Source organism: Oceaniglobus indicus, from assembly GCF_002751875.1.
Classification (GTDB): Bacteria; Pseudomonadota; Alphaproteobacteria; order Rhodobacterales; family Rhodobacteraceae; genus Oceaniglobus; species Oceaniglobus indicus.
Map to the genome: position 1 here is coordinate 122,010 of NZ_NMZM01000002.1, position 25,582 is coordinate 147,591.

General features: G+C 65.4%; 23 protein-coding genes. 20 read left to right on the plus strand and 3 right to left on the minus strand.

The annotated features are described in order from the left end of the window. Positions 1–17: 17 nt before the first annotated feature. Complete coding sequence (locus CFP68_RS03160) at positions 18–1,424, minus strand: FAD-binding oxidoreductase (protein ID WP_099825266.1); 1,407 nt, start codon at positions 1,422–1,424, stop codon at positions 18–20. Positions 1,425–1,481: 57 nt separating this feature from the next. Beyond that, entirely contained in the window at positions 1,482–2,114 is a 633-nt protein-coding gene (locus CFP68_RS03165) for an arylesterase (protein ID WP_241523956.1), read from the minus strand. Between the two features lie 64 nt (positions 2,115–2,178). On the opposite strand from CFP68_RS03165, the gene CFP68_RS03170 reads away from it, so the two are divergent. The 20 genes from CFP68_RS03170 to CFP68_RS03260 all read left to right on the plus strand — a co-directional run bounded on the left by CFP68_RS03170 (position 2,179) and on the right by CFP68_RS03260 (position 24,597). Continuing rightward, entirely contained in the window at positions 2,179–2,895 is a 717-nt protein-coding gene (locus CFP68_RS03170; RefSeq protein ID WP_099824468.1) for an ABC transporter ATP-binding protein, read from the plus strand. Between the two features lie 79 nt (positions 2,896–2,974). After that, positions 2,975–5,500, plus strand: a complete 2,526-nt coding sequence (locus tag CFP68_RS03175) for an ABC transporter permease (protein ID WP_099824470.1) — start codon at positions 2,975–2,977, stop codon at positions 5,498–5,500. 380 nt (positions 5,501–5,880) lie between these two features. Then, entirely contained in the window at positions 5,881–6,078 is a 198-nt protein-coding gene (ccoS, locus tag CFP68_RS03180; RefSeq protein WP_099824472.1) for a cbb3-type cytochrome oxidase assembly protein CcoS, read from the plus strand. A 74-nt stretch (positions 6,079–6,152) separates the two neighbouring features. After that, the gene (gene ccoN, locus CFP68_RS03185; protein WP_099825268.1) at positions 6,153–7,727 is read left to right on the plus strand and encodes a cytochrome-c oxidase, cbb3-type subunit I; all 1,575 of its coding nucleotides are present in this window, start codon (positions 6,153–6,155) and stop codon (positions 7,725–7,727) included. A gap of 3 nt (positions 7,728–7,730) precedes the next feature. Next, on the plus strand, positions 7,731–8,507 hold the full coding sequence (ccoO, locus tag CFP68_RS03190) for a cytochrome-c oxidase, cbb3-type subunit II (protein ID WP_241523934.1): 777 nt from the start codon (positions 7,731–7,733) through the stop codon (positions 8,505–8,507). 3 nt (positions 8,508–8,510) lie between these two features. Further along, positions 8,511–8,681, plus strand: a complete 171-nt coding sequence (locus CFP68_RS03195) for a cbb3-type cytochrome c oxidase subunit 3 (RefSeq protein ID WP_099824476.1) — start codon at positions 8,511–8,513, stop codon at positions 8,679–8,681. Beyond that, on the plus strand, positions 8,672–9,556 hold the full coding sequence (gene ccoP, locus CFP68_RS03200) for a cytochrome-c oxidase, cbb3-type subunit III (RefSeq protein ID WP_099824478.1): 885 nt from the start codon (positions 8,672–8,674) through the stop codon (positions 9,554–9,556). The genes CFP68_RS03195 and ccoP overlap by 10 nt, the downstream gene beginning before the upstream one ends. Further along, positions 9,546–9,719: a hypothetical protein gene (locus CFP68_RS18175; RefSeq protein WP_169961447.1), complete on the plus strand. Its 174-nt coding sequence runs from the start codon at positions 9,546–9,548 to the stop codon at positions 9,717–9,719. Before ccoP ends, CFP68_RS18175 begins: the two co-directional genes overlap by 11 nt. Then, a complete protein-coding gene (locus tag CFP68_RS03205) occupies positions 9,713–10,597 on the plus strand; it encodes a DUF2189 domain-containing protein (RefSeq protein ID WP_206601889.1) in 885 nt (294 codons plus the stop codon). Before CFP68_RS18175 ends, CFP68_RS03205 begins: the two co-directional genes overlap by 7 nt. A 231-nt stretch (positions 10,598–10,828) precedes the next feature. Then, on the plus strand, positions 10,829–11,266 hold the full coding sequence (locus CFP68_RS03210; protein WP_099824482.1) for a pseudoazurin: 438 nt from the start codon (positions 10,829–10,831) through the stop codon (positions 11,264–11,266). A 468-nt stretch (positions 11,267–11,734) separates the two neighbouring features. After that, complete coding sequence (locus CFP68_RS03215) at positions 11,735–13,936, plus strand: NosR/NirI family protein (RefSeq protein WP_099824484.1); 2,202 nt, start codon at positions 11,735–11,737, stop codon at positions 13,934–13,936. Between the two features lie 11 nt (positions 13,937–13,947). Further along, the gene (nosZ, locus tag CFP68_RS03220) at positions 13,948–15,888 is read left to right on the plus strand and encodes a TAT-dependent nitrous-oxide reductase (protein WP_099825271.1); all 1,941 of its coding nucleotides are present in this window, start codon (positions 13,948–13,950) and stop codon (positions 15,886–15,888) included. A 3-nt stretch (positions 15,889–15,891) separates the two neighbouring features. Next, a complete protein-coding gene (locus CFP68_RS03225) occupies positions 15,892–17,223 on the plus strand; it encodes a nitrous oxide reductase family maturation protein NosD (RefSeq protein WP_099824487.1) in 1,332 nt (443 codons plus the stop codon). Continuing rightward, positions 17,189–18,085 carry an ABC transporter ATP-binding protein gene (locus CFP68_RS03230; protein WP_099824489.1) on the plus strand — a complete coding sequence of 299 codons (897 nt, stop codon included), beginning with the start codon at positions 17,189–17,191 and terminating at the stop codon, positions 18,083–18,085. Before CFP68_RS03225 ends, CFP68_RS03230 begins: the two co-directional genes overlap by 35 nt. Beyond that, the gene (locus CFP68_RS03235) at positions 18,082–18,906 is read left to right on the plus strand and encodes an ABC transporter permease (RefSeq protein ID WP_099824491.1); all 825 of its coding nucleotides are present in this window, start codon (positions 18,082–18,084) and stop codon (positions 18,904–18,906) included. The genes CFP68_RS03230 and CFP68_RS03235 overlap by 4 nt, the downstream gene beginning before the upstream one ends. Then, positions 18,903–19,484, plus strand: a complete 582-nt coding sequence (locus tag CFP68_RS03240; protein WP_099824493.1) for a nitrous oxide reductase accessory protein NosL — start codon at positions 18,903–18,905, stop codon at positions 19,482–19,484. The genes CFP68_RS03235 and CFP68_RS03240 overlap by 4 nt, the downstream gene beginning before the upstream one ends. A 4-nt stretch (positions 19,485–19,488) precedes the next feature. Continuing rightward, positions 19,489–20,397, plus strand: coding sequence for an FAD:protein FMN transferase (locus tag CFP68_RS03245; protein WP_099824495.1), 909 nt, complete (start codon positions 19,489–19,491; stop codon positions 20,395–20,397). Positions 20,398–20,502: 105 nt separating this feature from the next. Then, positions 20,503–20,991: an acyloxyacyl hydrolase gene (locus CFP68_RS03250; protein WP_099824497.1), complete on the plus strand. Its 489-nt coding sequence runs from the start codon at positions 20,503–20,505 to the stop codon at positions 20,989–20,991. An 85-nt stretch (positions 20,992–21,076) separates the two neighbouring features. Further along, positions 21,077–21,952 carry a hypothetical protein gene (locus tag CFP68_RS03255; RefSeq protein ID WP_099824499.1) on the plus strand — a complete coding sequence of 292 codons (876 nt, stop codon included), beginning with the start codon at positions 21,077–21,079 and terminating at the stop codon, positions 21,950–21,952. A 131-nt stretch (positions 21,953–22,083) separates the two neighbouring features. After that, positions 22,084–24,597, plus strand: coding sequence for a cation:proton antiporter (locus CFP68_RS03260; protein ID WP_099824501.1), 2,514 nt, complete (start codon positions 22,084–22,086; stop codon positions 24,595–24,597). Positions 24,598–24,612: 15 nt separating this feature from the next. Here the strand turns inward: CFP68_RS03260 and CFP68_RS03265 are convergent, their stop codons facing one another. Then, a complete protein-coding gene (locus CFP68_RS03265) occupies positions 24,613–25,515 on the minus strand; it encodes a LysR family transcriptional regulator (RefSeq protein ID WP_099824503.1) in 903 nt (300 codons plus the stop codon). Positions 25,516–25,582: the final 67 nt, after the last annotated feature.

The following is a 25,582-nucleotide window of genomic DNA, read 5'->3' on the forward strand; positions in this document are numbered from 1 at the left end:
AACCTGCGCGACGCGGATCAAGGCAGGATCTTGCCGGGGTTCATGATGCCATCGGGGTCCAGCGCGGCCTTGATCCGCGTCATCACCTCCAGCGCGACGCGATCCTTGCGCCGCTGCATGGTGCCCTGCTTGCTCAGCCCGATGCCGTGTTCGGCGGAAAAGCTGCCGCGCATGTCGGCGACGACATCCTCGACCGCCTCGAGGATCGTCTCGCTGTTGTCGGCCCCGCCTTCGGTCATCCAGATGTTCAGATGGATGTTGCCGTCGCCCAGATGCGCGACGATGAACTGCTCGGCACCGGGATCGTGCCGGTCCACCGCGATCTGCGCGCGGTCCAGAAACTCGGCCACGCGGTCCAGCGGCACCGCGACATCCATGATCACCAGCGGCCGTTTCGTCGCCGACACCTCGGCGGCATCCTCGCGCCGTTTCCACATCTCGGCCCGCTGCGCCTCGGTGCGGGCCACGACGGCGTCCAGCACCTGGCCGCTCTCGATCATCTCGCCCAGCATTTCCTCCAGGGCGGTCACGATGGCGACCGACCCGTCATCGGCCACGGCGGCATCGCGCGGGGCGGTGGCGCCGACCTCCAGCATGATGTTCACGTCATAGATCTGATCGAACGCGGGCCGCGCGCCGTCGATCACCGCCAGATGACGCTCCATATACAGGCGCGGCATGTATTCGAACGCCTCGACGGCACCCCCCGTCGCCGCCTGCAACCGGTTCAGCAGATCCAGCGCGTCGGACAGCGCAGGCAGCGCGACCATCGCCGTTGCATAGGCCTTGGGCTTCGGCATCAGCTTCAGCACCGCGCCGGTGACGATGCCCAATGTGCCTTCCGCGCCGATAAACAGGTCGCGCAGATCGAAACCCGAGTTGTCCTTGCGCAGCTCGCTCATCAGATCCAGCACCTCGCCCGAGGGCAGAACGACCTCGATCCCCATCACCTGTTCGCGGGTGTTGCCATAGCGCAGCACGTTGGATCCACCCGCATTGGTCGACAGGATGCCGCCGATCATCGCCGATCCCCGCGCGCCGAAGGTGACCGGGAACACCAGGTCGTGTTCGCCGACCGCATCGTGCAGCTTCGACAGGATCACACCCGCCTCGACCACCGCCAGCCGCGCGTCGGCGCGGATCTCGCGGATCTTGCGCATCCGGTCGACCGACAGCACCAGCTGGTCGGGCGCATGGGTGCCCCCCACCAACCCGGTATGCCCCGACGACGGCACCACCGGCGTGCCGGTCTCGGATGCCAGCTTCATCACCGCCGCGACCTCGGCCGTCGACGCGGGACGCACCACCGCCAGGGGCTGTCCGCGGAACTTGCCGGTCCAGTCCTCGGCCCAGGGGGCGCAATCGCTGCCGGTCAGTACATTCGCCTCGCCCAGTTCCGCGCGCAGCCGTTCGATGATGTCCATGGGATCCTCCGTGCCAGTCGCGCGCAGCATCCCAAAAGCCGCGGCCGCGTGCCAGCCCTATTCGCCGCGCACCCGGGCGATCAGGTCCAGAACCTTCGGCCCCAGATCCGCGACGATCAACGCCACGCCATCGGCATTGGGATGCACGCCGTCCCCCTGGATATAGCGCGACATCGCCGCCTGCCGGTCGGGCATCGCTTCCAGCGCGCCAAGGAAGTTGTCGGCCAGCAGCGTTCCGTGTTCCGCCGCAAGCTCGGGATAGATCGCATCGAACGCCGCCTTGTAGTCGGCGCCGAAGTTCCCCGGCGCACGCATCCCGACCAGCAAAACCGGCACATCCCTTTCACCGGCCGCCGCCAGGATGCCGTCCAGGTTGGCGCGGCTTTCGGCCGGATCCAGCCCGCGCAACAGATCATTGCCGCCCAGCGCCACGATCATCCCGTCCACATCGGGCGTCAGGGTCCAGTCGACGCGGCTCAACCCGCCTGCCGTCGTATCCCCCGACACACCGGCGTTGATCAGCGTAGCACCGGCGTCGCGGTCGCCCAGCCACGCCTGAAGCTGCGGCACGAAGCCCTCGGTGCGCGGCAAACCATACCCCTGGGTCAGCGAATCGCCCAGCGCCGCGATGGTCACGTCCTGCGCCCAGGCCGGCGCGCCCAGCACCCCGAGCGCCAGCGCCGCACCCATCCACAGCTTGCGCAATCCGCCCGGTGCCCCATATCGAACCGAGAGACGACAAAAGGTGCGCCCGATGACCGACACGCCCGATCCGATCCTGTCGCTGAGCGACATCGACCTCAGCCTCGACGGCAATGCCGGGCGGGTGGATATCCTCAAGGGCATCACCCTCGACGTCGCTGCGGGGGAAACACTGGGCCTGGTGGGGCCGTCGGGATCTGGCAAATCGTCTCTCCTCATGCTGATGGGCGGACTGGACCGCGCCACGGGGGGCCGGGTGCGGGTTCTGGGATGCGACATCACCGATCTGGACGAAGACGCGCTGGCCCGCTTCCGCAGGGATCATATGGGGGTGGTGTTCCAATCCTTCCACCTCATCCCGACGATGACGGCGCTGGAAAACGTCGCCACGCCGCTGGAACTGGCCGGGGCCGCCGATGCGTTCGAGCGGGCGCGCGCCGAACTCGCCGCCGTCGGTCTCGCATCGCGTGCCGACCATTACCCGGCCCAGATGTCGGGCGGCGAACAGCAACGCGTCGCACTGGCCCGCGCCGCGGCACCCCGCCCGGCGATCCTTCTGGCGGACGAGCCGACGGGCAACCTCGACGGCACGACGGGGCAGGCGATCATGGACCTGCTGTTCGGCCTGCGTGACCGCCACGGCGCGACCCTGATCCTTGTCACCCACGCGCCCGACCTTGCCGCCCGGTGCGACCGGGTGATCCGCCTCGAAGACGGGCGCATCGCCCCCGAAGACCGCGCCGATGCCCAGAGCGAGGCCGCCGAATGATCGCCTCCGCCCCGCTTCTTACTGACCGAAATACTCCCGCCGGAGGCTCCGGCCCCCACAAAACGCGCCGGAGCCCGGAATGAGCCTCGCCATTGCCGCACGCATCGCACGGCGTGAACTTCGGGGCGGCGTGCGGGGGTTCCGGGTGTTCCTTGCCTGCCTGACGCTGGGCATCGCGGCCATCGCCGCCGTCGGCACGGTGCGCGAAAGCATCGATCGCGGCCTTCAGCGCGAGGGCGCATCGATCCTCGGCGGCGATGCCGAAATCGAACTGACCTATCGCTTCCTGAACGCCGACGACCGCGCGTTCCTCGACACGCTGGGCACGGTCTCCGAAATCGTCGATTTCCGCTCGATGGCGGTGGTGGGTCAGGGCGACACGTCCGATCGTGCCCTGACCCAGGTCAAGGGCGTGGATGGCGCCTATCCGCTTTACGGCAGCGTCGCGTTGACGCCCGAGATGACACTGGCAACGGCGCTGGAGGGTCAAGGCGGCCTTCCCGGCGCGGTGATGGACCGGATCCTGATGGACCGCCTGGAGTTGTCGGCGGGCGACACCTTCCGCCTCGGCACCCAGGATTTCGCCGTCATGGCCGAATTGACCCGCGAACCCGACAGCGGCACCGGCGGCTTTACCCTCGGGCCGCGCACCATCGTCGCCACCACGGCGCTGGACGGATCCGGCCTGCTGGCGCCCGGCACGCTTTACGAAACCGGGAACCGCCTGCGTTTGCCGCCCGAGGCCGATCTGGACGCCACGAAGGTCGCCGTCGCCGCGCATTTCGACGATACCGGATACCGCTGGCGCGACCGGCGGAACGGCGCGCCGGGAATCGCGCGCTTCGTGGATCGTCTGTCGGCGTTCCTTGTGCTGGTCGGGCTGGCCGGTCTGGCCGTGGGCGGCGTCGGCGTCGCGGCGGCTGTGCGCGCGCATCTGGACGGCAAGACCGGCACGATCGCGACGCTCAAGACCCTTGGTGCGACCGGAACGACCATTTTTCAGGTCTACCTGATCCAGATCGGCGTGCTCAGCGCCGTCGGGATCGTCCTGGGGGTCACGCTGGGTGCTGTCGTGCCCCTTGCCCTGTCGTCGGTCATCGAAGCGAACCTCCCGGTGCCGGCCGCCTTCGGTCTCTATCCTGGTCCGCTGATCGAAGCCGCTGTCTATGGCCTGCTGACGGCGTTGCTGTTCACCCTCTGGCCGCTGGCGCGCACCGAACGGATCCGCGCCGCCGCGCTCTACCGCGACCTGAATGTCAGTGGCCTGCCGCGCCCGGTGTTCATCGTCGTTCTCGTGGGTCTGCTGTGCACGCTGATCGGGCTGGCGGCGTGGCTGTCGGGGCTGGCGTTCCTCACGCTCTGGGCCGCGCTGGGGCTGATCGCGGCCTTTCTCGCGCTGATGGGCGCGGCGTGGCTGGTGCGCGTACTGGCCCGCGCGACGGCCGGATCGAAGCTGGTGCAGGGGCACAGCGCCCTGCGCCTTGCGCTGGGGTCCGTCGGCGGACCGGGCGGTGAGGCGACATCGGTGGTCCTGTCGCTGGGCCTGGGCCTGACCGTCCTTGCCGCGGTGGGCCAGATCGATGCCAACCTGCGCGGTGCCATCGCCCGCGACCTGCCCGACATCGCCCCGTCGTATTTCATGGTCGACATCCAGCCGGGGCAGATCGACGGATTCCGCGCGCGACTGGCCGAGGATCCCGGCGTCAGCAAGGTGCAGACCGCGCCGATGCTGCGCGCCATCGTCACCGAGATCAACGGCCGCGATGCAACCGAAGTGGCGGGCGATCACTGGGTCGTGCGCGGCGATCGCGGCATCACCTATGCCGCCGCCAAGCCCGAGGATACGACGATCACCGCCGGCACCTGGTGGCCCGAAGGATACGACGGCCCGCCCCAGGTCAGCTTTGCCGCCGAAGAGGCGGCCGAGATCGGCCTGAAGCTGGGCGACGACATCACCATCAACGTGCTGGGCCGCGACATCACCGCCGAGATCACCAGCTTTCGCGAGGTCGACTTTTCCACCGCCGGGATCGGTTTCGTGATGACGATGAACCCCGCGGCGTTGCAGGGTGCGCCGCACACCTTCATCGCCACGATCTATGCCGATGAAGCCTCCGAGGCTTCGATCCTGCGCGACCTGGCCGACGCCTATCCCAACATCACCGCGATCCGGGTGCGCGATGCGATCGACCGGGTGACGGTGGTTCTGGGCGGGATCGCCGCCGCAATCACCTATGGCGCGCTGGCGACGCTGATCACCGGCGCGGTCGTCCTGATCGGTGCGGCCGCAGCGGGCGAGCGCGCGCGCACCTACGAGGCGGCCGTGCTGAAGACCCTGGGTGCCTCGCGCGCCACCATCCTTGCCAGCTTCGCCATGCGTTCGGCCATGCTGGGCGCGGCGGCCGCAGTGGTCGCCATCGTGGCCGGTGCGGCCGCGGGGTGGGGCGTCAGCCGCTTCGTGATGGAGACGGATTTCTGGTTCGAGCCGACATCGGCCCTGTTGATCGTGATCGGCGGCGTCGTCGTCACCTTGCTGGCCGGGTTGGCCTTTGCCTGGCGCCCCCTCGCGGCGCGCCCGGCGCGCGTGTTGCGCGGCGCGGAATGATCGCGGCATGCCGCCGGATCACATCGGTCCGGGGCGTGCGACCCGCGTGCCCCCGCGGCTTCGGCGAAGGCACACAACCGGCAGGGAACTCCCTTCAGGCCACGCCGCGGCACCGGCCTTCACTGATCGGCATCCGACCGCATGTCACGCGGGCGTGATCTGCAACATCAGGTGATTTGAGTTTTCCGCGGATCGGCGCTATGTTGCGGAATACACGCCCGGATCCGAGCTTTCGAAAGGTGCGCTGTGTTTCATGAGATTCTTCCAGCAATGTCACGTTTCGCGTCGTCGTCATGCAATGGCGGACGCGTCGCGTTGCCCGATCCGTGGCCAGCAGCGGGTCCGGACCTTCGGGCGGTCGCAACGGATGGGGGCACCGCATGGGCGCGCTGATCGTTCTTGTTCCCGTTTCGCTGGCCATGGGCGCCATCGGCCTTGCCGTCTTCTTGTGGAGCCTGCGCACCGAGCAATACCAGGATCTTGAAGGTGACGCCGAGCGGATCCTTCTGGCCGACGATCGTCCGATCGCGCCACGGGCGTCCGAATTCTCCAGACGCAAGAAGGAAACATCCCCGTGATCGCACAACTGAGGACCGCAGAGCGCCAGCTGGCGCTGATCCTGTCGGGGCTTGTTGCCTTCGCCGGGCTTGTCATGGCCGCCGTCGGACGCGGCGACCCCATGGGCGCGCAGGGATGGATCGTGGCGCTGTGCGCCGGTCTGGTCGTCATCTTCCTGCTGCGCGGTCTGGACGGTCCCGAGCCGGTCGAGGACCGCGCGACCGCTTACTACGATGATCCGACGCGGGTCGGCATCCTGATCTCGCTGGCCTGGGCGGTCGTGGCCATGTCGACAGGGGTCTGGGTTGCGTCGCAACTGGCGTGGCCCGATCTGCGCTTCGACGGCGCATGGTCCAGCTTCGGGCGGATCCGTCCGGCCCATACCTCGGGCGTGATCTTCGGCTTCGGCGGCAATGCGCTGATCGCGACGTCGTTCCATGTGATGCAACGCACCAGCCGGGCCCGGCTGGCCGGGCAGGTGTCGCCGTGGTTCGTCCTGTTCGGGTTCAACCTGTTCTGCATCGTCGCGGCGTCGGGTTATCTCATGGGAATCACCCAGTCCAAGGAATACGCCGAGCCGGAATGGTATGCCGATATCTGGCTGGTGATCGTCTGGGTCACTTATTTCACGCTCTATATCCGCACCCTGGCCCGCCGGAACGAGCCGCACATCTATGTCGCCAACTGGTATTACATGGCCTTCATCCTGGTGATGGCGATCCTGCATATCGTCAACAACCTGGCGATTCCGGCGTCGTTCGCGGGGGCGAAAAGCTATTCCGCGTTCTCGGGCGTGCAGGATGCGATGATCCAGTGGTGGTATGGGCACAACGCGGTGGCGTTCTTCCTGACGGCGGGTTTTCTGGGGATGCTCTATTACTTCCTGCCCAAGCGCGCCGAACGACCGATCTATTCCTATCGCCTGTCGATCCTGTCGTTCTGGGGGATCGTGTTTTTCTATATCTGGGTCGGCTCGCACCATTTGCATTATACCGCCCTGCCCCAATGGGTTCAGACCCTGGGCATGACGTTCTCGATCATGCTGCTGATCCCCAGCTGGGCCAGCGCGGGCAACGCGCTGATGACGCTGAACGGGGCGTGGCACAAGGTGCGCGATGACGCCACGCTGCGCTTCATGATGGTGGCGGCGGTGTTTTACGGCCTATCCACGTTCGAGGGATCGTTCATGGCGGTGCGTGCCGTCAACTCGCTTTCGCATTATACCGACTGGACCGTCGGGCATGTCCATTCCGGCGCCATGGGCTGGGTCGCGATGATCACCTTCGGGTCGATCTATGCCGTGGTGCCGCTGCTCTGGCGCAAGGAATCGATGTATTCCTGGAAGCTGGTGGAATGGCACTTCTGGCTCGCGCTGGCGGGCACCGTGATCTACGTCTTCGCGATGTGGAACAGCGGCATCATCCAGGGGCTGATGTGGCGCACCTATACCGACAGCGGCACCCTGGCCTATTCGTTCACCGATTCGCTGGTGGCGATGCACCCCTATTATGTCGCTCGCGCCGTCGGCGGCGGCCTGTTCGTGGCGGGGGCCGTCCTGTGCGCGTTCAACGTTCTGATGACGATCCGCAGGGTGCCTGACCGGGTGCCGGAATACGACCATCCGACATCGTCCGAAGCGGGCGAGCCGGCCGTGCCGGCAGGAGAATAGACCATGTGGCGCAAACTTCTCTCTCCGTTCGCCCGCATGTTCGAATTCCAGGCCCGGACTCATTACCGGGCGGAACGCCATTCCATGGCGCTGACCATCGGCATCATCCTGGCCGCCGCGGTTGGCGGTTTCGTCGAAATCGCGCCGCTGTTCACCATCGATGAAACAGTCGAGGCGGATCCCGACATGCGCGTCTATACCCCGCTGGAACAGGCCGGGCGCGACATCTATGTGCGCGAGGGGTGCTATGCCTGTCACAGCCAGATGATCCGCACGCTGCAGGACGAGGTGGATCGGTATGGCCCCTATTCTCTGGCCGTCGAATCGCAATACGACCATCCGATGCTCTGGGGGTCCAAGCGGACCGGCCCCGATCTGGCCCGCGTCGGCGGGAAATACTCGGACGACTGGCAGGTGCGCCACCTGGTCGACCCCCGGGCGCTGGTGCCCGAATCGGTGATGCCGCAATATGCCTTCCTGCTGGACACCACGTTGGAGACGGCCAGCCTGCCGGGCCGTCTGGCGGCGCTGCGCGCGGTCGGCGTGCCCTATACCGACGCGCAGATCGAGAACGCGGTCAGCGACACCATCGGCCAGGCCCAGCCCGACGGCGAGCGTGCCGACGGCACGTTCGAGCGGTATGGCGACGACACCAACGTGCGCGCCTTTGACGGGCGCCGCGACCTGCTGACCGAAATGGACGCGCTTGTGGCCTATCTGCAGATCCTCGGCGATCTGACCGACCTGCCAGCCCGGACGCAACCCGCAAGAGGAGAATGACCGATGGAACTGACCCATGCCTTTACGTCGGCAATCGCGAAATCCTTCGGGCTGTTCTACCTGATCGCGCTGTCGATCGGCGTGACTGTCTATGCGTTCTGGCCTTCGCTGGGCAAACGGTTCGACAAGGCCGCGAAAAGCATTCTCGATGACGAGGACGGCCCATGTCGGTAAAGGAACGCGACCCGCTGACCGGGCACCAGACCACCGGCCACGAATGGAACGGCATCACCGAACTGAACACCCGTGTGCCGCGCGCGGTGTGGTTCTTCATCATCGTCACCCATATCTGGGCGCTGGTCTATTGGGTGCTGATGCCCGCCTGGCCCCTGGTCAACAGCTATACCCGCGGTCTTCTGGGCGTCGATCAGCAGGAGCGTGTCGAGCGCCAGGTCGGCGCGGCCAATGCGGCGCGCGCCGACTGGACCACCCCGCTGGCCACGCTGGACGCGGCCGCGATCCGCGACGACCCCGCGCTGATGGCCCATGTGCAACGCACGGCGCCGGCGCTGTTCGGCGACAATTGCGCCGCCTGCCATGGCACGGACGCGGCGGGCGGCCCCGGCTTTCCCAGCCTCGTGGATGACGCGTGGCTTTGGGGCGGCGACGCCGAAACCATCATGGAAACCCTGCGGGTCGGCATCAACTCACCCCATCCCGACAGCCGGTATGCGCAGATGATGGCCTTTGGCCAGTCCGGCATCCTGACACGCCCCGAGATCCGCACTGTCGTCGATTACGTGCAATCGCTGTCCGGCCTTGAAACCGAGGCCGACGCGGACCGCCTGGCCCGGGGCGCGACCCTGTTCGAGGAAAACTGTGCCAGTTGCCATGGCGAGAACGCCATGGGCAACCAGGATCTCGGCGCGCCGGACCTGACCGACGCGCACTGGATCTATGGCGGCGACGATGCGTCGATGTTCGAGACGATCAACGCCGGCCGACAGGGGTGGATGCCGGCCTGGGAAGATCGCCTGACCGTGGCCGACCGGATGATGCTGACGCTGTATGTCCAGGACCTGGCAAAGGAGGCGGACAATGCCGATTGATCGCACGCGCCTTTTGGCCCTCGGGGCCGCCTTCATGGTGGCGGCGGTCTTTGTCGCCGCCAATATCCATCTCGTGTCCGTCGCCGTGTCATCACAACCGGCGTGCATTCTGACTCCAAAGGAAGGCGTCGCGTCCCATCGCGCGGCGAAACCCTCATGCTGAGCGATCGTGACGCCCCCCCGCCCCCCGACAATCCCCATTCCGGGGGAATGATCCCCAAGGTCGTTCCACCGCTGCCGCGCGAAAACACCCACGCCCGCGATCTGCCCTGGCGGACGGCGTTTTCCTGGCTGCGCGCCGGATGGTCGGACCTGTGGACCAACCCGTTGCCCAGCCTTCTGTACGGTGTCGCGGTCTTTCTGGTTTCGGTGGTTGTGGTCTGGTTCCTGTTCCGGCTGGAATACGATTACGCGCTGTTTCCGGCCTTGGCGGGCTTCATGGTGGTCGGGCCGCTGATTGCCAGCGGGCTGTACGAAAAAAGCCGGCGGCTGGAGGACGGCGCCCATACCGGCATCCTTCAGATGGTGTTCGTCAAGCCGCGGGCCGGCAGGGCAGGTCTGTTCATGGGTGTGATGCTTCTGGGGCTTTTCCTGTTGTGGATGCGGGCGGCTGTGCTGATCTATGCGCTGTTCTTCGGCATGGTGGCCTTTCCGGGCACCGCCGAGATCGTCCCGATGCTGTTTCTCACCCCCACCGGATGGGGATTGCTGGTGGCGGGCAGCGTCGTGGGCGGCCTGTTTGCGGCGTTTGCCTTTGCCATCAGCGTGTTTGCCGTGCCGATGCTGCTGAGCGAACGCATCGATGCGCTGTCGGCGCTGGGAATCAGCATGGCAATGGTCTGGGCCAACCTTCCCGTCATGCTGGCCTGGGGGGCGATCGTGCTGGTGCTGTTCGCGGCCTCGATCCTGACCTTGGGACTGGGCCTGATCGTGGCCTTTCCGGTTCTGGGCCATGCCACCTGGCACGCCTATCGCGCAGTGCGCGGCGACAGGGCCGTGGAAGACGACGAAACCCAACGGATGTTCATCCGTCCGGCCTGATCCGGTTGCGACACCTTGTGCTCTGGACAGGCCGTCCCTTTTTCGCGCACACCGTAGCCGGTCCGGACCCTGGCGTCCCGACCGCTCTTTTTTCGGGTCCGGCTCTTCAAATAGCCCGACGAACCTCCTAGGTAAAACCCGTTGCAGACGGGATAAGCGCCGGACATGGTCCGGCCCTGCCAACACCGCCAAAGAACGATTGGCGGACCCGATGACACACAAGGATAAAACATGAAACTGACTACGATTCTCGCCGCATCGCTTGTTGCGCTGGCTCCTGCGCTGGTCTCTGCCGAAACCATCGAAGTTCAGATGCTGAACAAGGGTGAAACCGGAACGATGGTGTTCGAACCCAACTTCGTGTCGGCACAGGTGGGTGACACCGTGGTGTTCCGCGCCACCGACCGGGGTCACAACGCCGAAACCATCAAGGGTATGGTGCCCGAGGGGCAGGAGGAATTCGTCGGCAAGATCAACGAGGAAGTCGAGGTCGAGCTGACCGCCGAAGGCGTGATCGGCGTGAAGTGCAAGCCGCACCAGGGCATGGGCATGGTCATGGCCATCCAAGTTGGCGACGCGCCGATGCCCGACGGGTTCCTGGACGCCAAGCTTCCCGGCAAGGCCAAGAAGACCATGAAGACCATCGTGGAAGAAAACGGGCTCAACTGAGCCACCCCGGCCACCCGCAGGACACGTTGTCCGCGGGACCGGCGGGTATGTTCGAAGACGCCAGGCAGGCAATCCGACCGCGGGTTGCCTGCCTTTTTTGTTGGCGCCGCTGGGGCCGGACCCCGGGCGTCAAAACAAAATGGAAATTGTCGGATAAACGGGTGCCAATTTGAGATGGAACAAGGTCGCGCCGCGCGCCGGTCGTTAGACCACGCCCATGACATACGCCTTCCTTCAGTTTTCCGGTCCTGCCCGGCCTCTCGATTCCGAAAGGGGGGTGCGCGGTTGCGCGCCGCTTGCCGCCCTGGCCGCCGCCGGACCGTGCCCCGTTCGGCCATCGCTGCGACAGGATGGCGCGCTGACGCGGCAGGCGATGTTGACCCCCTCGAACCCAGTTGCTACCGCTCAGGCGGTCGCCCGATGTCTGGCGCACAGTGATCGGCGACCCTTGGAAAAGGACGCCGTCGCATGAAGACCCTTCAAATTCTCGTAAAATATCTGACCGTTGCCATCCTGATGCTGGGCTTCGGCCTGCCGGCGGCGGCGCAATCCGTGCTTTCCAAGATGCTTCCCGATGTCGAGGTCGGACAGCTGGTCGAGGGCGCGGATGCCTTCGGCGCCACCCACCCCGACCTCCCGGCGGTCGAGGTTCTGAAGGCCGGACAGCACATCGGCTGGGCGTTCGTCACCTCGGATTTCGTGTCCACCACGGGGTATTCGGGCAAACCGATCCACACCATGGTCGCCGTGGACGATGCCGCCCAGGTGATCGGCGTCGAACTGGTCAAGCATTCCGAACCGATCGTGCTGATCGGCATCCCCGATTCGAAGATCAAGGCGCTGGTGGCCAATTACCGCGGGCTCGATCTGGTCGCCGAGGCTGAATCCGGCGGCACGGCCCATGATCTCGACATTATTTCCGGGGCGACGGTGACGATCATGGTGATCGACGATTCGATCATCCGCGCCGGCCTGAAGGTGGCACGCCAACTGGGCCTTGGTGGCCTGGCGGTCGCGGCCCCCGACACCGGCCCGCAATACGAGATCGATCCCGACGCAGAGGCCGCCGACGACTGGATGACGCTTGAGGGCGACGGCACCCTGCGCCGCCTGTCGCTGGACGTGGGCCAGGTGAACGCCGCCTTCGCCGCCATGGACGATCCGCGCGCCGCACGCCGCGCGTTGACCGAAGCCCCCGAGACGACCTTTATCGAAATGCAGGCCGCTCTGGTTTCGCACCCCGCCATCGCGCAATCCCTGTTGGGCGAGGCCGAGGCCGCGAACCTGGAAAACTGGCTGGAGGAAGGCGAACACGCTGTCGCCATCTTCGGCCGCGGGCTGTATTCGTTCAAGGGATCGGGCTATGTCCGGGGCGGCATCTTCGACCGGATCGTGCTGATCCAGGATGACATCTCGGTGCGGTTCCGCGACCGGATGCACAAGCGGATCAACACCATCGCCGCCGATGGCGCGCCGGTGTTCAACGAATCCGACATGTTCAAGATCCCCGCCGATGCCGGCTTCGATCCGACCCAGCCGTTCCGTATCCAGCTTCTGGTGCAGCGCGACGTGGCGGCGATCGAAAAGGTCTTTACCACCTTCGATCTGGGCTATGAGCTGCCTTCGAAATATACCCGCACCATCGCCGCTCCGCCGCCCGCCGAAGTGCCGGTCGGTGTGGCCGAGGTGACGACCCAGACCGAAGCGGACGCCCACCAGGCGTTGTGGAAACGCATCTGGGCCGGGAAGACCACCGAGATCATCGTGCTGGGGATCATGCTGACCCTGCTGACCGGCGTGTTCTTCTTCCAATCCCTGGCCACGCGCAACGAACGGGCGTTCTTCTGGTTCCGCATCGGGTTTCTGACGGTCACGCTGGTCTATCTGGGCTGGTATGCGAACGCGCAGCTGTCGGTCGTCAACCTGATGGCGCTGTTCGGATCGCTGGTCAGCGGCTTCAGCTGGCAGGCGTTCCTGCTGGATCCGATGACCTTCATCCTGTGGTTCGCGGTGGCGGCAGCCCTGCTGTTCTGGGGGCGTGGCGCCTATTGCGGCTGGCTTTGCCCGTTCGGTGCGCTGCAGGAATTGCTGAACCGCGTCGCCAAGGCGTTGCGCATTCCGCAATGGACCCTGCCCTGGGGATTGCACGAACGCCTGTGGCCGCTGAAGTACATGATCTTCCTCGGATTGTTCGGCGTCTCGCTGGCCAGCATCGAACAGGCCGAGCGTCTGGCCGAGGTCGAACCGTTCAAGACCGCCATCATCCTGAACTTCGTGCGCGCCTGGCCCTTCGTGGTCTATGCCGTCGGGTTGTTGATCGCCGGCCTGTTCGTGGAACGGTTCTTCTGCCGCTACCTCTGCCCCTTGGGCGCCGCGCTGGCGATTCCCGCACGCTTGCGGATGTTCGACTGGCTCAAGCGCTACAAGGAATGCGGCAATCCGTGCCAGACCTGCGCCCACCAGTGCCCGGTGCAGGCGATCCATCCGACGGGCGAGATCAACCCGAACGAATGCATCAACTGCCTGCATTGCCAGGTGCTGTACCAGTCCACCACGACCTGCCCGGTCGTTATCAAGAAGATGAACAGACGCGCCAAGACCGGCGCACCTGATCTCTCTCGCGGTATTTCCGGGCACCCGAACCTCGTCAACAAACCAACTACAGTGTGAAGGAACACATGATGTCTGAGGGAAAGAAACTGCCGATTTCACGTCGGAACCTGCTGGGCGCGACCGCCGGGGGCGCTGCCCTTGCCGGGGCCCTGGGCACCCGCGCGATGCTGACCGGCGGCGCCGTCGTCGGAGCGGCCACCGTGGCCGGCACCACCAGCGCACGTGCAGCCGCCGGCGCCGAAGTCGGCCCCGGCCAGCTGGATGAATACTATGGCTTCTGGTCCTCGGGCCAAGCCGGCGAAATGCGCGTCCTCGGTGTGCCTTCGATGCGCGAACTGATGCGGATCCCGGTGTTCAACACCTGCTCGGCCACCGGCTGGGGCATCAGCAACGAATCCAAGAAGATCCTGACCGAGGGCCTGCTGCCCAAGACCAAGGAATATCTTGCCGCCAACGGTCACGAATTCCCGCCAAACGGCGACCTGCACCACCCGCACATGTCGTTCACCGAAGGCACCTATGACGGCCGCTTCCTGTTCATGAACGACAAGGCCAACACCCGCGTCGCCCGTGTGCGTTGCGACGTGATGAAGTGCGACAAGATCATCGAGATCCCGAACGCCAAGGCGATCCACGGTCTGCGTCCGCAAAAGTGGCCGCGCACCAACTATGTCTTCTGCAACGGCGAAGACGAAGTGCCGATGGTCAACGACGGCAAGATCCTGGACGAGCCGGAAAAGTACGTGAACTTCTATACCGCCGTGAATGCCGACGAAATGACCGTCGCATGGCAGGTGATGGTCACCGGCAACCTCGACAACACCGATTGCGACTATGACGGCAAATACGCCTTCTCGACCTCCTACAACTCGGAAATGGGCATGAACCTGGCCGAGATGACCGAGGCCGACATGGACCACGTCGTTGTCTTCAACATCAAGGAAATCGAGAAGGGCATCGAAGCCGGCGACTATATCGAGCTGAACGGCGTCAAGGTGATCGACGGCCGCAAGGGTCAGAACAAGAAGTACACCCGCTATATCCCGATCCCCAACAACCCCCACGGCTGCAACATGGCGCCCGACAAGATCCACCTGTGCATCGCGGGCAAGCTGTCGCCCACCGTGTCGGTGATCGACGTGCGCAAGCTGGACGCGGTGTTCAACGACGAGGCCGAGCCGCGCAGCGTCGTGGTGGCCGAGCCGGAACTGGGCCTCGGGCCGCTTCACACCTGTTTCGACGGGAAGGGCCGTGCCTTCACGACACTGTTCCTCGACAGCCAGGTGGTGATGTGGGACATCGAAAAGGCGATCCAGCTCTACAACGGCGAAGACGTCGATCCGATCATCACCAAGCAGGACGTGCATTATCAGCCGGGCCACAACTCGACCGTGATGGGCGAAACGCTTGAAGCCAGCGGCAAGTACTATCTGACGATGAACAAGTTCTCCAAGGACCGGTTCCTGAACGTCGGACCGCTGAAGCCCGAGAACGAACAGCTGTTCGCGATCGACGGCGACAAGATGACCCTGATCCACGACGGCCCGACCTTCGCCGAACCCCACGACTCGATCATCGTGGACCCCAGCAAGGTGAACCCGAAATCGGTCTGGGATCGCAACGATCCGATGTGGGCCGACACCCGCAAGCAGGCCGAGGCCGATGGCGTCGATCTGGACGACTGGCAGGAAGAGATCATCCGCGACGGCAACAAGGTGCGGGTCTACATGTCGGCAAACGCGCCCAGCTTCTCGATCGAGAAGTTCACGGTGCAGCAGGGCGACGAGGTGACGATCATCGTGACCAACCTCGATGACATCGACGACCTGACCCACGGCTTCACCATGGGCAACCACGGTGTCGCAATGGAAGTGGGGCCGCAGGCAACCGCGTCGGTCACCTTCGTGGCGGCACAGCCCGGTGTCTTCTGGTACTACTGCCAGTGGTTCTGCCACGCGCTCCACATGGAGATGCGCGGCCGGATGTTTGTCGAACCGAAGGCGAGCTGAGCCATGATGCGTTCCCTGATCCTTGCATTGTCGATGTCTGTCGCGCTGCCCCTCTGGGCTGCCGGGACCGACGTCGTGCCCGGATCGGGGAGCCTTGCCAAAGCCATCGCCGGGGCCAACCCCGGCGATGTGCTGACCCTGCTGCCCGGCCGTCACGAGGGCGCGGTGGTCATCGACCGCCCGCTGACCGTGACCGGCACCCACGACGCCGTGATCGACGGCATGGGCCAGGGCACGGTGGTCACGATAGACGCCGAAGACGTCACCCTGCGCGGCGTGACCGTCACCGGATCGGGCCTGAGCAGTCAGGACCTGGACGCCGGCATCAAGATTCTGAAACAGGCCGATCGCGCCATCGTCGAGAACAACCGCGTGCTGGGCAACCTGCACGGCGTCGATGTTCACGGTGGCCGCGACGCCGAAGTACGCGACAATACTATCGAAGGCACCCGCCAGTTCCGCCTGAACGACCGCGGAAACGGGATCTATGTCTGGAACTCTCCCGGTACGCTGGTCGAGGGGAATTCGGTCCGCTGGGGCCGCGACGGCATCTTTTCCAACGCTTCGCGTACGGGCACCTATCGCAACAACCTGTTCCGCGATCTGCGCTTTGCCGTGCATTACATGTACACCAACGACTCCGAGGTGTCGGGCAACGTGTCGATCGGCAACCACCTGGGCTATGCGATCATGTTCTCGAACAAGGTGGTGGTGAAGGACAACCTCAGCCTGTCGGACATCAGTCATGGCGTGATGCTGAACTATGCCAACAATGCCGACGTGTCGGGCAATTTGGTGCGCGGCGGAACCGACCGTTGCACCTTCATCTATAACGCCCACAAGAACCTGATCTATGACAACCGGTTCGAAGGCTGCAACATCGGCATCCACTTCACCGCCGGATCCGAACGCAACGTGCTGACCGGCAATGCCTTCATCGGCAACCGCACCCAGGTGAAATACGTCGGCACCCGCGATATCGAATGGAGCTTCGAGGGGCGCGGCAATTATTGGTCCGACCATCCCGGTTTCGATCTGGGCGGTGACGGGATCGCCGACAGCCCGTTCCGCCCCAACGACCTGATGGATCATATCCTGTGGTCGCAACCCGCGGCCGCCCTTCTGACGGGTGCGCCTGCCGTGCAACTTGTGCGCTGGGCCCAATCCAGCTTTCCCGCGACATTGCCGGGCGGTGTCGTCGACAGCGCGCCCCTCATGGTGGCACCTGCGATGACCGTCCCTTCCGAATATACCGCCATGGAGGCCGAAGCGGTCGGCCGGCGGGATGAAAGTGTGCTTGATGACTTCGACATTAACGATCTCTCGTCTCACTAAGACATTCGGGGGGCTGAACGCCCTGACCGAAGTCTCGCTTACCGTCGCCCCGGGCGAGCGTGTGGCCTTGCTGGGCCACAACGGTGCCGGCAAATCGACGCTGATGAAAATCATCCTCGGGCTGATCACGCCCGACGGTGGCGACATCTCGGTCTGTGGCGCGGCACCGGGCAGCGCGCGCGCCCGCGCCCAGGTGGCCTATCTGCCCGAAAACGCCGCCTTCCATCCGGCACTGAGCGGGTTGGAACAGATCACCCAATACATGCGCCTGCGCAATCTCGACCCGTCCGGCGCGATGGAGCTGCTTGAGCGTGTCGGCCTGGCCCATGCGGCGAAACGGCGGATCGGCACCTATTCGAAGGGGATGCGCCAGCGCGTCGGCCTGGCCCAGGCTCTGATCGGGCAACCCCGCCTTCTGGTGCTGGACGAACCCACCAGCGGCCTTGATCCGGTATCGCGGCGCGATTTCTACGAACTGCTGGACGGTCTGGCGGCCGACGGTGCGGCGATCCTGCTGTCCAGCCATGCCCTGACCGAGGTCGAGGCCCGCACCGACCGGCTGTTGATCCTGTCGGGCGGGCGCATGGTGGCCGAAGGGACCCTGCCCGATCTCAGGCGCGAGGCGGCGCTGCCCGTGGCCATGCATCTGAGTGCACTCAACGGTTACGAAAGCGATGTCGTCGCGGCCCTGCCCGGCGCGATCCGGGCCAACGGTTTCGTGCATCTGACCTGCGCCCAGGATGAAAAGCTCGCGATGCTGTCGCGGATTTCGGCCATGTCCGAAAAGATCTCCGACCTCGACGTGATTCCGCCTAGTCTCGAGGATATCTACAGTCATTTCAGCCGGAGGGACGGCCAATGATCGCCCGCATCCTGGCCACGGCGGCCACTGAGATCCACATCGCACGGCGCAACCGCTGGGTTCTGATCGCGGTGTTGCTGATGGTGGTCTTCTCGCTTGTCCTGTCGGCGGCGGGATCGGCGCCGACAGGGGCGTTGGGCGCCGACCGGCTGTCGGTTGTCGTCGCCTCGTTGACCTCGCTCTCGGTCTATCTTGTGCCGCTGGTCGCACTGCTGATGTCGTTCGACGCGGTGGCCGGCGAGGTCGAGCGTGGCACGCTGCCTTTGCTGCTGACCTATCCGGTGGCGCGCTGGGAAATCCTGGCCGGCAAGCTGGTCGCCCACACCGCGATCCTGGTTGTCGCCATCGCCGCCGGCTATGGCGCGGCGGCGGCGGTGGCCATCATCACCGACCCCGCGGCCCTGGCCGGTCTGGCGGCGCTGTGGCGGCTGACCTGGACGTCGGTCCTGCTGGGCATGGCGTTTCTCGGCATCGGCTATGCCCTGTCGTCGCTGGCGCGGCGGGTGTCCGGTGCGGCCGGACTGGCAATCGGGCTGTGGCTGGGGCTGGTCGTGCTGTATGACCTGGGGCTTCTGGCGGCCGTGGTGGCCGACGATGGCGGGTTTTTCACCACACAGGTCTTCCCCGCCGCCCTGCTGGCCAACCCGGCCGATGCCTTCCGGCTGTTCAATCTGACGGCCGCCCAGGCCACATCTGCCGCGTCCGGCATCGGTGGTGCGGCAAATGCGATCCCGCAATGGCAATCCCTGGTATCCATCGCCCTCTGGCCGCTTGTTTCACTGGCGCTGGCCGCGCTGGCCTTCCGGAAGGTCGAACCATGAGAACCGCATTCGCCGCCCTGGCGCTGTTGATGCTGACCGCCTGCAACGACGAACCGGCACAGGACGTCTCGGCCATGCCGCTGACCGGAAGCTCGGTCGGGCACTTCTGCCAGATGGATCTGCTGGAGCACGAGGGCCCCAAGGGCCAGGCCCACCTGGCCGGCCTGCCGGGGGCGCCGCTGTTCTTCAGCCAGGTGCGTGACGCCGTCGCCTATATGCGGATGCCCGAACAAAGCCACGAGATCCTGGCCGTCTGGGTCAACGACATGGGGGTGCCGGGCGCCACCTGGGCCGATCCGGGTGCCGACAACTGGATCGCCGCCGACGCTGCGGTTTATGTCGTCGGGGCCCGTGTCACCGGCGGAATGGGTGCGCCCGAACTGGTTCCCTTTTCCGACGCTGACAAGGCGGCCGGCTTCGCCGAAGCCAACGGCGGTGAACTGATGCGACTCGCCGAAATCCCCGACAGTGCGGTCCTGGCCCCCGTCGATCTGGTGCCCGACGAATCGGACGAAACCGCCGACGATTCCGAATTTGAACAACGCCTGCGTGCCTTGTCGCGCAAATCCGAAGGATGACATCATGACGACCCGCCGCCGTTTTCTTGCGATCAGCGCCGCCGCCATTGCCGTTCCGGGGATGGGCCGCGCCCAGCCGATCCATGTCTGGCAGGGCACCGCCCTTGGGGCGCGCGCCACCCTGCGCCTGGCCCATCCCGACGCGGCGGCGATCGGCGCCCGCGTCGGTGCCGAGATCTCGCGTCTCGAAGACATCTTCAGCCTGTATCGCCCCGACAGCGCGCTGTCGCGGTTGAACCGCGATGGCCGGCTTGTCGCGCCACCATTCGAGCTGCTGGAATGCCTGTCGCTGGCCGGAAGCGTCCATGCCGCCAGCGGCGGTCGGTTCGATCCCACCGTGCAACCGCTGTGGGCCGGGTATGCCGATGCCTCGGCCACGGGGGCGTTGCCCGGCACCGACACCATCGACGACGCCCGTGCGCTGGCCGACTGGGGCGGTGTCACGCTGGGCGCCGACGCCATCACCCTGCGCCCGGGCATGGCGCTGACCCTGAACGGCATCGCCCAGGGGTTCATCGCCGACCGGATCGCCGCGTTCCTGTCGGCCGAAGGGCTGAGCGATATCCTGATCGACACCGGCGAGTTCCGCGCCCTCGGCAGTGCGCCGGGTGGCAAATCGTGGCAGGTCAAGCTGGCCGCGGGGGGCGAAGTGGCGCTGACGGCGCGGGCGCTCGCGACCTCGGCCCCCTTGGGCACGACGTTCGACGAAGCCGCACAGGTGGGGCATATCCTTGATCCGCGCACCGGGCGCCCCGCGCAGACACCCTGGCGCGAGATCACCGTCTCCGCCGACTCGGCCGCGCTTGCCGATGCTCTGTCGACGGCGGCCTGCCTGTTCGACACGCGCGCAGAGATCGATGCCTGCCTTGCCGGATTCCGCGACGCACGGCTGGAGAACATAACCGCGGCGTGACGGGCGCCGCGGCACGCGGTCCGTGCTGCAACACCTGAATGCATATCGACCGACGCGCGCATTTTATGTCTTGAAATCGCGACCGCGTGAACCGAAGGATCGGCAATGCGCAAGATCCTGACACAGCTGACCTTTGGTCTTTTCCTCTCCGCCATGCCCCTGTCGGCCGCCGAACTGGTGTATGGCATCGGCTCGGATGACGTCGATGGCCCCAAAAGCGGGACGCCGACGGCACTGTTCGAATACCACACCGACCCCTGGCGCGAATTTTCATGGGGCAGCGTGGCGGGCATGGCGGCGGTTCAGACCGACAGCGACCGCGACGTCTGGCTTGGCGTCGGAATTTCGTCGATCGTGAACCTTTCCCCCTCGTGGTTCATCGAGGGCAGTTTTGCGGCGGGCTATTACGACGGCGGCAACAACGGCAACGATCTGGGCGGCAAGCTGGAGTTTCGCACATTGGTCGGCACCGGTTACCGGTTCAACGACCGCCACCGCCTGTCGGTCGCTGTCGATCACATATCGAACGGCGGCTTATCGAATCGCAATCCCGGGCGGAACTCCGTATTCCTGCGCTACGGCCTGTCTTTCTGACAGGTCCGACATCTGATTTTCATCGCGTGGCGCCCGCGGCCCTGCGCGACACGATGCACGTATCGTGAGGAACAAGGATTGCGCCATGGCGACCGACCCGACCATCCAGATCGTGTTCCTGAAATGGGGAACGAAATACGGTCCCGAATACATCAACGGCATGGTCGACACGATCACGCGCACCGCGACACGTCCGGTTCGGTTTCTCTGTTTCACCGAAGATGCCACCGGGATGGATGAGCGTGTCGAAGCGCGGATGTTTCCCGATTTCGGTGTGCCCGTCACGTCCATGACCGGGCGGCGCGGCACGCTTTTGAAGATGGCGTTCTTCGATCGGGGACAGTTGGATCCCGATCGCCCCACCGTCTATATCGACCTGGACAGTTCGGTCATGGGCGACATCGTGCCGTTGGTGCAATGTCTTGAGCGGCATCGGGGTCTGTATCTGCTCAAGCGCCACGCGATTCCCCATTGGCGGTTCCGCGGCTTGGTCAGGCTGGTGGCACCGCACCGTTATTACCTGGGCAATACCGCCGTCATGGCGTTCTATCCCGGCGACTGGACGCAGATCGCCGATGGCTTCCGCAAGGATTTTCCGAAGTATCTGAACGATCCCGAATCGCTGGATCCGGCCACGCGCCGTCGCTATCTGGAAGGCAACGAACGCATCATATCGCACGCGGCGAAGGATGCATCGCGGGTGTTCCCGACCGACGTGGCCGTGAAGTTCACCCAAGGGTTCATGTCGCATTTCCTGTGGCTGGCCCGTCTTCGCAACCGGTTGCCGTGGGTCAAAGCGCGGCGCAGCCGGGTCAAGGTGATTTCCTATCACGGTGACAAGCTGAAACCGGCGAACCTGGTCGATGTGCAGCCCGGCGAGCTGATCACCTACAAGTCCTACAAGACGATCTGGGATTATCCGGCCCTGTCCGCATACTGGCGCCGGGTGCTGGGCGCCTGAGGGTCCGGAAGACCGACGGCGTCGCGCGGCGGGACCAATCGACCCGGGCAGAGGCCCGAACCGCACTCCGTTTTCGCCCGCCGTCGTGCGGAACAGTTTCCGCTTTCACAAAACTGCGCTAACTAGCCACGATGGACATCGTTCTCATCACCACGGTCATCTCGTCGCTGTTCCTGGTCATCGGCGCGGCCGAGCCGTTGGCGGCGCGCCTTCGGCTGCCCTATACGGTGATCCTTGCCATTCTCGGCATTCTCATCGGCACGGCGGCGCTGTTTTTCCTGCGCACGGACCTGACCGATGCCCTGAACCCCGTGGCCGAGGCGATCCTGGCACTTCCGATCCGCTCGAACGTCTTTCTCTATGTGTTCCTGCCGACGCTCCTGTTCCAGGCGACGCTGGGGATGAGCCTGCGGCGGATGATGGATGACTGGGTGCCGATCCTGGTGCTGGCGGTGGTTGCGGTGATCGTTGCCACGCTCAGCGTCGGCTATGCGCTGTCGTGGGTCAGCAGCCTGCCCTTGGCGGCCTGCCTGCTGATCGGCGCCATCGTCTCGACCACGGACCCGTCGGCCGTGGTTTCGATCTTCCGCTCGATTTCGGCGCCGCGCAGGCTGGCGCGGATCATCGAGGGCGAAAGCCTTTTGAACGACGCGGCGGCGATCGCGCTGTTCGGGTTGTTCATGGGGTTTGTCACCTTCGGCGGCGAGGATCCCAGCCTTGCCAATGCCCTGGGGCAATTCCCGATGCTGATCGCCGGCGGCGCGCTGACCGGCTGGCTGGCGGCGCGGATCGGCGTGTGGATCATGGCGCTTTTCGGGCGTCACGAACTGGCGCTGATTTCGGTTTCCGTGGCCCTGCCCTATCTGGCCTATATCGGCGCCGAACAGGCGGTCGGCGCATCGGGGGTCATTGCCGTCGTGGTGACTGGCCTGACCCTGAACCTGACCGGCCCCGGCCGCCTGCCGCCAGAGGCCTGGATCAACCTGCGCGAAACATGGGATCTTCTGGCGCATTGGGCCGGTGCGTTGATCTTCATCCTGGCGGCGCTGCTGATTCCCCGGCTGCTGCAGGACGTCCGCATCGGTGACTTCATCCTGATCGGTGTCATCGTTCTGGCTGCGATCGCGGCGCGGGCCGTGATCCTGTTCGGCCTGCTGCCGTTGATGACGCTCCTGCGGGTGTCGCCGGTGGTCGATCGTCCCTATCGCGCGGCGATCCTGTGGGGCGGGCTGCGCGGCGCCGTCACCCTGGCCCTGGCCCTGGCGGTGACCGAGAGCTTCCGCGTCCCGGACGAGGTGAAGCGGCTGGTCGGCATCCTGGCGACCGGTTTCACGCTGTTCACCCTGATCGTGCAGGGCACGACCCTGCGCACGGTCATCGGCTGGCTGGGACTGGACCGCCTGTCCCCGATCGACGAGGCGATGTCGCGCCAGGTCGTTGCCGTCGCCCTGCAAACCGTGCGCGAGGACGTGGCCCGCACCACGGACGACTATAACCTGACGCACGACATCGTCCGCTCCGAGGCCAAGGTGTTCGGTGAACGGCTGGATGACGCCGTAAAGACGGCCGAAAAGACCACCGATATCCTGGACCGCGACCGGATCACGCTGGGCCTGATCGCGCTTGCGGGGTTCGAGCGTGAAACGATTCTGGCCCGCGTGCGCGAACGCACGATTTCGGCCCGGATGGCCGAACAGATCCTGTCGGATGCCGACCGCCTGATCGAAGGCGCGCGCAACGGCGGGCGCAGCGGGTATCAGCGCGCGGCCCGCCGCACGGTCGCCTATGGCAGGACGTTCCGGCTGGCCGTGTGGCTGCACAGCCGGCTGCATATGCCCACGCCGCTGGCGCGGATGACCGCCGACCGGTTCGAACACCTGCTGTCACAACGCCTGATCATGCAGGATCTGGATTCCTTCATCGACGGGCGCATCCGCCGGATCCACGGGCGCCGGGTGGCGGACCTGCTGCACGAGTTGCTGGCGCGCCGCATCGACAGCGTCGAAACCGCGCTGGAGGGGCTGCGCCTGCAATATCCCGGCTATGCCGAGGAACTGGAACGTCGGTTCATCCGGCGCACGGCCCTGCGGCTGGAAGAACGCGAATACACCGCGATCCGCGACGACGGTCTGATCGGGGCCGAGGTCTATACCGCGCTGATGCAGGACCTGGGCCAGCGCCGCGCCGTCGCCGAGGCGCGCCCGCGTCTTGATATTGCCGTGCAACGGAAAGAACTCGTCCGGCAGTTTCCGCTGTTCGAGGGTCTCGACGAACGGGCGCGCCGGAAACTGGGCCGGGCCTTGCAGACCCGATATGTCGATGCCGGCAAGGTGGTGTTTCGCAAGGACAGCCCGGCCAAGAGCGTGTTCTTCATCGCGTCCGGCGCGGTCGAGTTGCAAAGCGCCGGTCAGACCTGGCGGTTGGGCCGGGGCGAGATGTTCGGCCAGATGGGTGTTCTGCTGAAGAAAGCACGCCGGATCGAGGTTCAGGCCATCGCGCCCTCGACCCTTCTTGTGCTGGACGAGGCGCGGTTCCGATCCCTGCTGGCGCGCAGTCCCGCGATGCGCAAGGCGGTGCGCAAAAGCGCGGAACAACGTGGCATCGATCCCGACCTCCTGTTTCCCGAAAAGGATCGCGCCGCCTGAGCGCGCCATCGCACGCTATGGGTTGGCCAGTTGCTTGCGGCATCCGGCCAGCAGGAAGTCGATGAAAAGCCGGACCTTGTTGTCCTGCAACCGCCGGTGGGGATACAGGCAGCCGAAAAGAGAGGGCTCGGGCGGCGTTTCCGGCAGGATCTCGACAAGCGCGCCGCTTTTCAGATGCTCGGCGATCTCGAACCGGGGCTTGTTGATCACCCCGCGCCCGGCAAGCGCCCAAAGGGTCAGAACGTCGCCATCGTCGGAATCGTAACTGCCGGACACATCCAGGCGCATCGGGCCGCGGGCGGTCGTCAGGGTCCAGAACCATTCCGGCGATCTGGGAAAACGCAGCAACAGGCAATTGTGCCTGAGCAGATCGTCCGGCGTCTGCGGCACACCCCGTTTCGCAAGATAGGCGGGCGCGGCACACAGAACCCGCGGCGTATCCATGATCTTGCGCAGCTTCAGCGTCGAATCGGGCGGCCGCCCGACGAACAACGCGACATCCAGCCCATCCTCCAGCAGATCGACCTTGCGATCCGACAGGCGCAGACGCACCGACACCTCGGGATAGGCATCGACGAATTCGGGGATCAACGGCGCGACCAGGCGCTTGCCCACCCCCAGGGGGGCGGTGACATGGACAGTGCCGTGGGGATGGCGCGAAAAGTCGGAGATCGCGGCCTCGGCGTTTTCCAGCGATTGCACGACAAGCCGGGCATGGTCGTAGAACGCGTGCCCCACTTCGGTCGGGGTCAGCTTGCGGGTCGTGCGGTTGAACAGGCGCACGTCCAGGCGACGCTCCAACTCCTTGATCCGGTTGCTGGCCACCGCGGGCGTCAGGCGCAGATCCCGCCCCCCTGCCGTGATGCTGCCAAGTTCGACAACCCGGACAAAGACCTTCAGGCTTTCCAGATAGGGCATGCGCGCCTCTTATTATATACGATTCGTTGAAAGAGAATACGCGACTGCGCGGTTCTTTGAACGCTTT

What these genes read in the sequence shown, in the direction of transcription:
- CFP68_RS03170 (WP_099824468.1), top strand. Translation starts at nt 2,179, where the DNA reads ATGACCGACACGCCCGATCCGATCCTGTCGCTGAGCGACATCGACCTC.
- CFP68_RS03210 (WP_099824482.1), top strand. Translation starts at nt 10,829, where the DNA reads ATGAAACTGACTACGATTCTCGCCGCATCGCTTGTTGCGCTGGCTCCT.
- CFP68_RS03175 (WP_099824470.1), top strand. Translation starts at nt 2,975, where the DNA reads ATGAGCCTCGCCATTGCCGCACGCATCGCACGGCGTGAACTTCGGGGC.
- CFP68_RS03205 (WP_206601889.1), top strand. Translation starts at nt 9,713, where the DNA reads ATGCTGAGCGATCGTGACGCCCCCCCGCCCCCCGACAATCCCCATTCC.
- CFP68_RS03240 (WP_099824493.1), top strand. Translation starts at nt 18,903, where the DNA reads ATGAGAACCGCATTCGCCGCCCTGGCGCTGTTGATGCTGACCGCCTGC.
- ccoN (WP_099825268.1), top strand. Translation starts at nt 6,153, where the DNA reads ATGGCCGCCGTCGGACGCGGCGACCCCATGGGCGCGCAGGGATGGATC.
- CFP68_RS03250 (WP_099824497.1), top strand. Translation starts at nt 20,503, where the DNA reads ATGCGCAAGATCCTGACACAGCTGACCTTTGGTCTTTTCCTCTCCGCC.
- CFP68_RS03260 (WP_099824501.1), top strand. Translation starts at nt 22,084, where the DNA reads ATGGACATCGTTCTCATCACCACGGTCATCTCGTCGCTGTTCCTGGTC.
- CFP68_RS03225 (WP_099824487.1), top strand. Translation starts at nt 15,892, where the DNA reads ATGATGCGTTCCCTGATCCTTGCATTGTCGATGTCTGTCGCGCTGCCC.
- CFP68_RS18175 (WP_169961447.1), top strand. Translation starts at nt 9,546, where the DNA reads ATGCCGATTGATCGCACGCGCCTTTTGGCCCTCGGGGCCGCCTTCATG.
- CFP68_RS03195 (WP_099824476.1), top strand. Translation starts at nt 8,511, where the DNA reads ATGGAACTGACCCATGCCTTTACGTCGGCAATCGCGAAATCCTTCGGG.
- CFP68_RS03215 (WP_099824484.1), top strand. Translation starts at nt 11,735, where the DNA reads ATGAAGACCCTTCAAATTCTCGTAAAATATCTGACCGTTGCCATCCTG.
- ccoP (WP_099824478.1), top strand. Translation starts at nt 8,672, where the DNA reads ATGTCGGTAAAGGAACGCGACCCGCTGACCGGGCACCAGACCACCGGC.
- CFP68_RS03245 (WP_099824495.1), top strand. Translation starts at nt 19,489, where the DNA reads ATGACGACCCGCCGCCGTTTTCTTGCGATCAGCGCCGCCGCCATTGCC.
- ccoS (WP_099824472.1), top strand. Translation starts at nt 5,881, where the DNA reads ATGGGCGCGCTGATCGTTCTTGTTCCCGTTTCGCTGGCCATGGGCGCC.
- ccoO (WP_241523934.1), top strand. Translation starts at nt 7,731, where the DNA reads ATGTGGCGCAAACTTCTCTCTCCGTTCGCCCGCATGTTCGAATTCCAG.
- CFP68_RS03165 (WP_241523956.1), bottom strand. Translation starts at nt 2,114, where the DNA reads ATGGGTGCGGCGCTGGCGCTCGGGGTGCTGGGCGCGCCGGCCTGGGCG.
- nosZ (WP_099825271.1), top strand. Translation starts at nt 13,948, where the DNA reads ATGTCTGAGGGAAAGAAACTGCCGATTTCACGTCGGAACCTGCTGGGC.
- CFP68_RS03265 (WP_099824503.1), bottom strand. Translation starts at nt 25,515, where the DNA reads ATGCCCTATCTGGAAAGCCTGAAGGTCTTTGTCCGGGTTGTCGAACTT.
- CFP68_RS03160 (WP_099825266.1), bottom strand. Translation starts at nt 1,424, where the DNA reads ATGGACATCATCGAACGGCTGCGCGCGGAACTGGGCGAGGCGAATGTA.
- CFP68_RS03230 (WP_099824489.1), top strand. Translation starts at nt 17,189, where the DNA reads ATGACTTCGACATTAACGATCTCTCGTCTCACTAAGACATTCGGGGGG.
- CFP68_RS03255 (WP_099824499.1), top strand. Translation starts at nt 21,077, where the DNA reads ATGGCGACCGACCCGACCATCCAGATCGTGTTCCTGAAATGGGGAACG.
- CFP68_RS03235 (WP_099824491.1), top strand. Translation starts at nt 18,082, where the DNA reads ATGATCGCCCGCATCCTGGCCACGGCGGCCACTGAGATCCACATCGCA.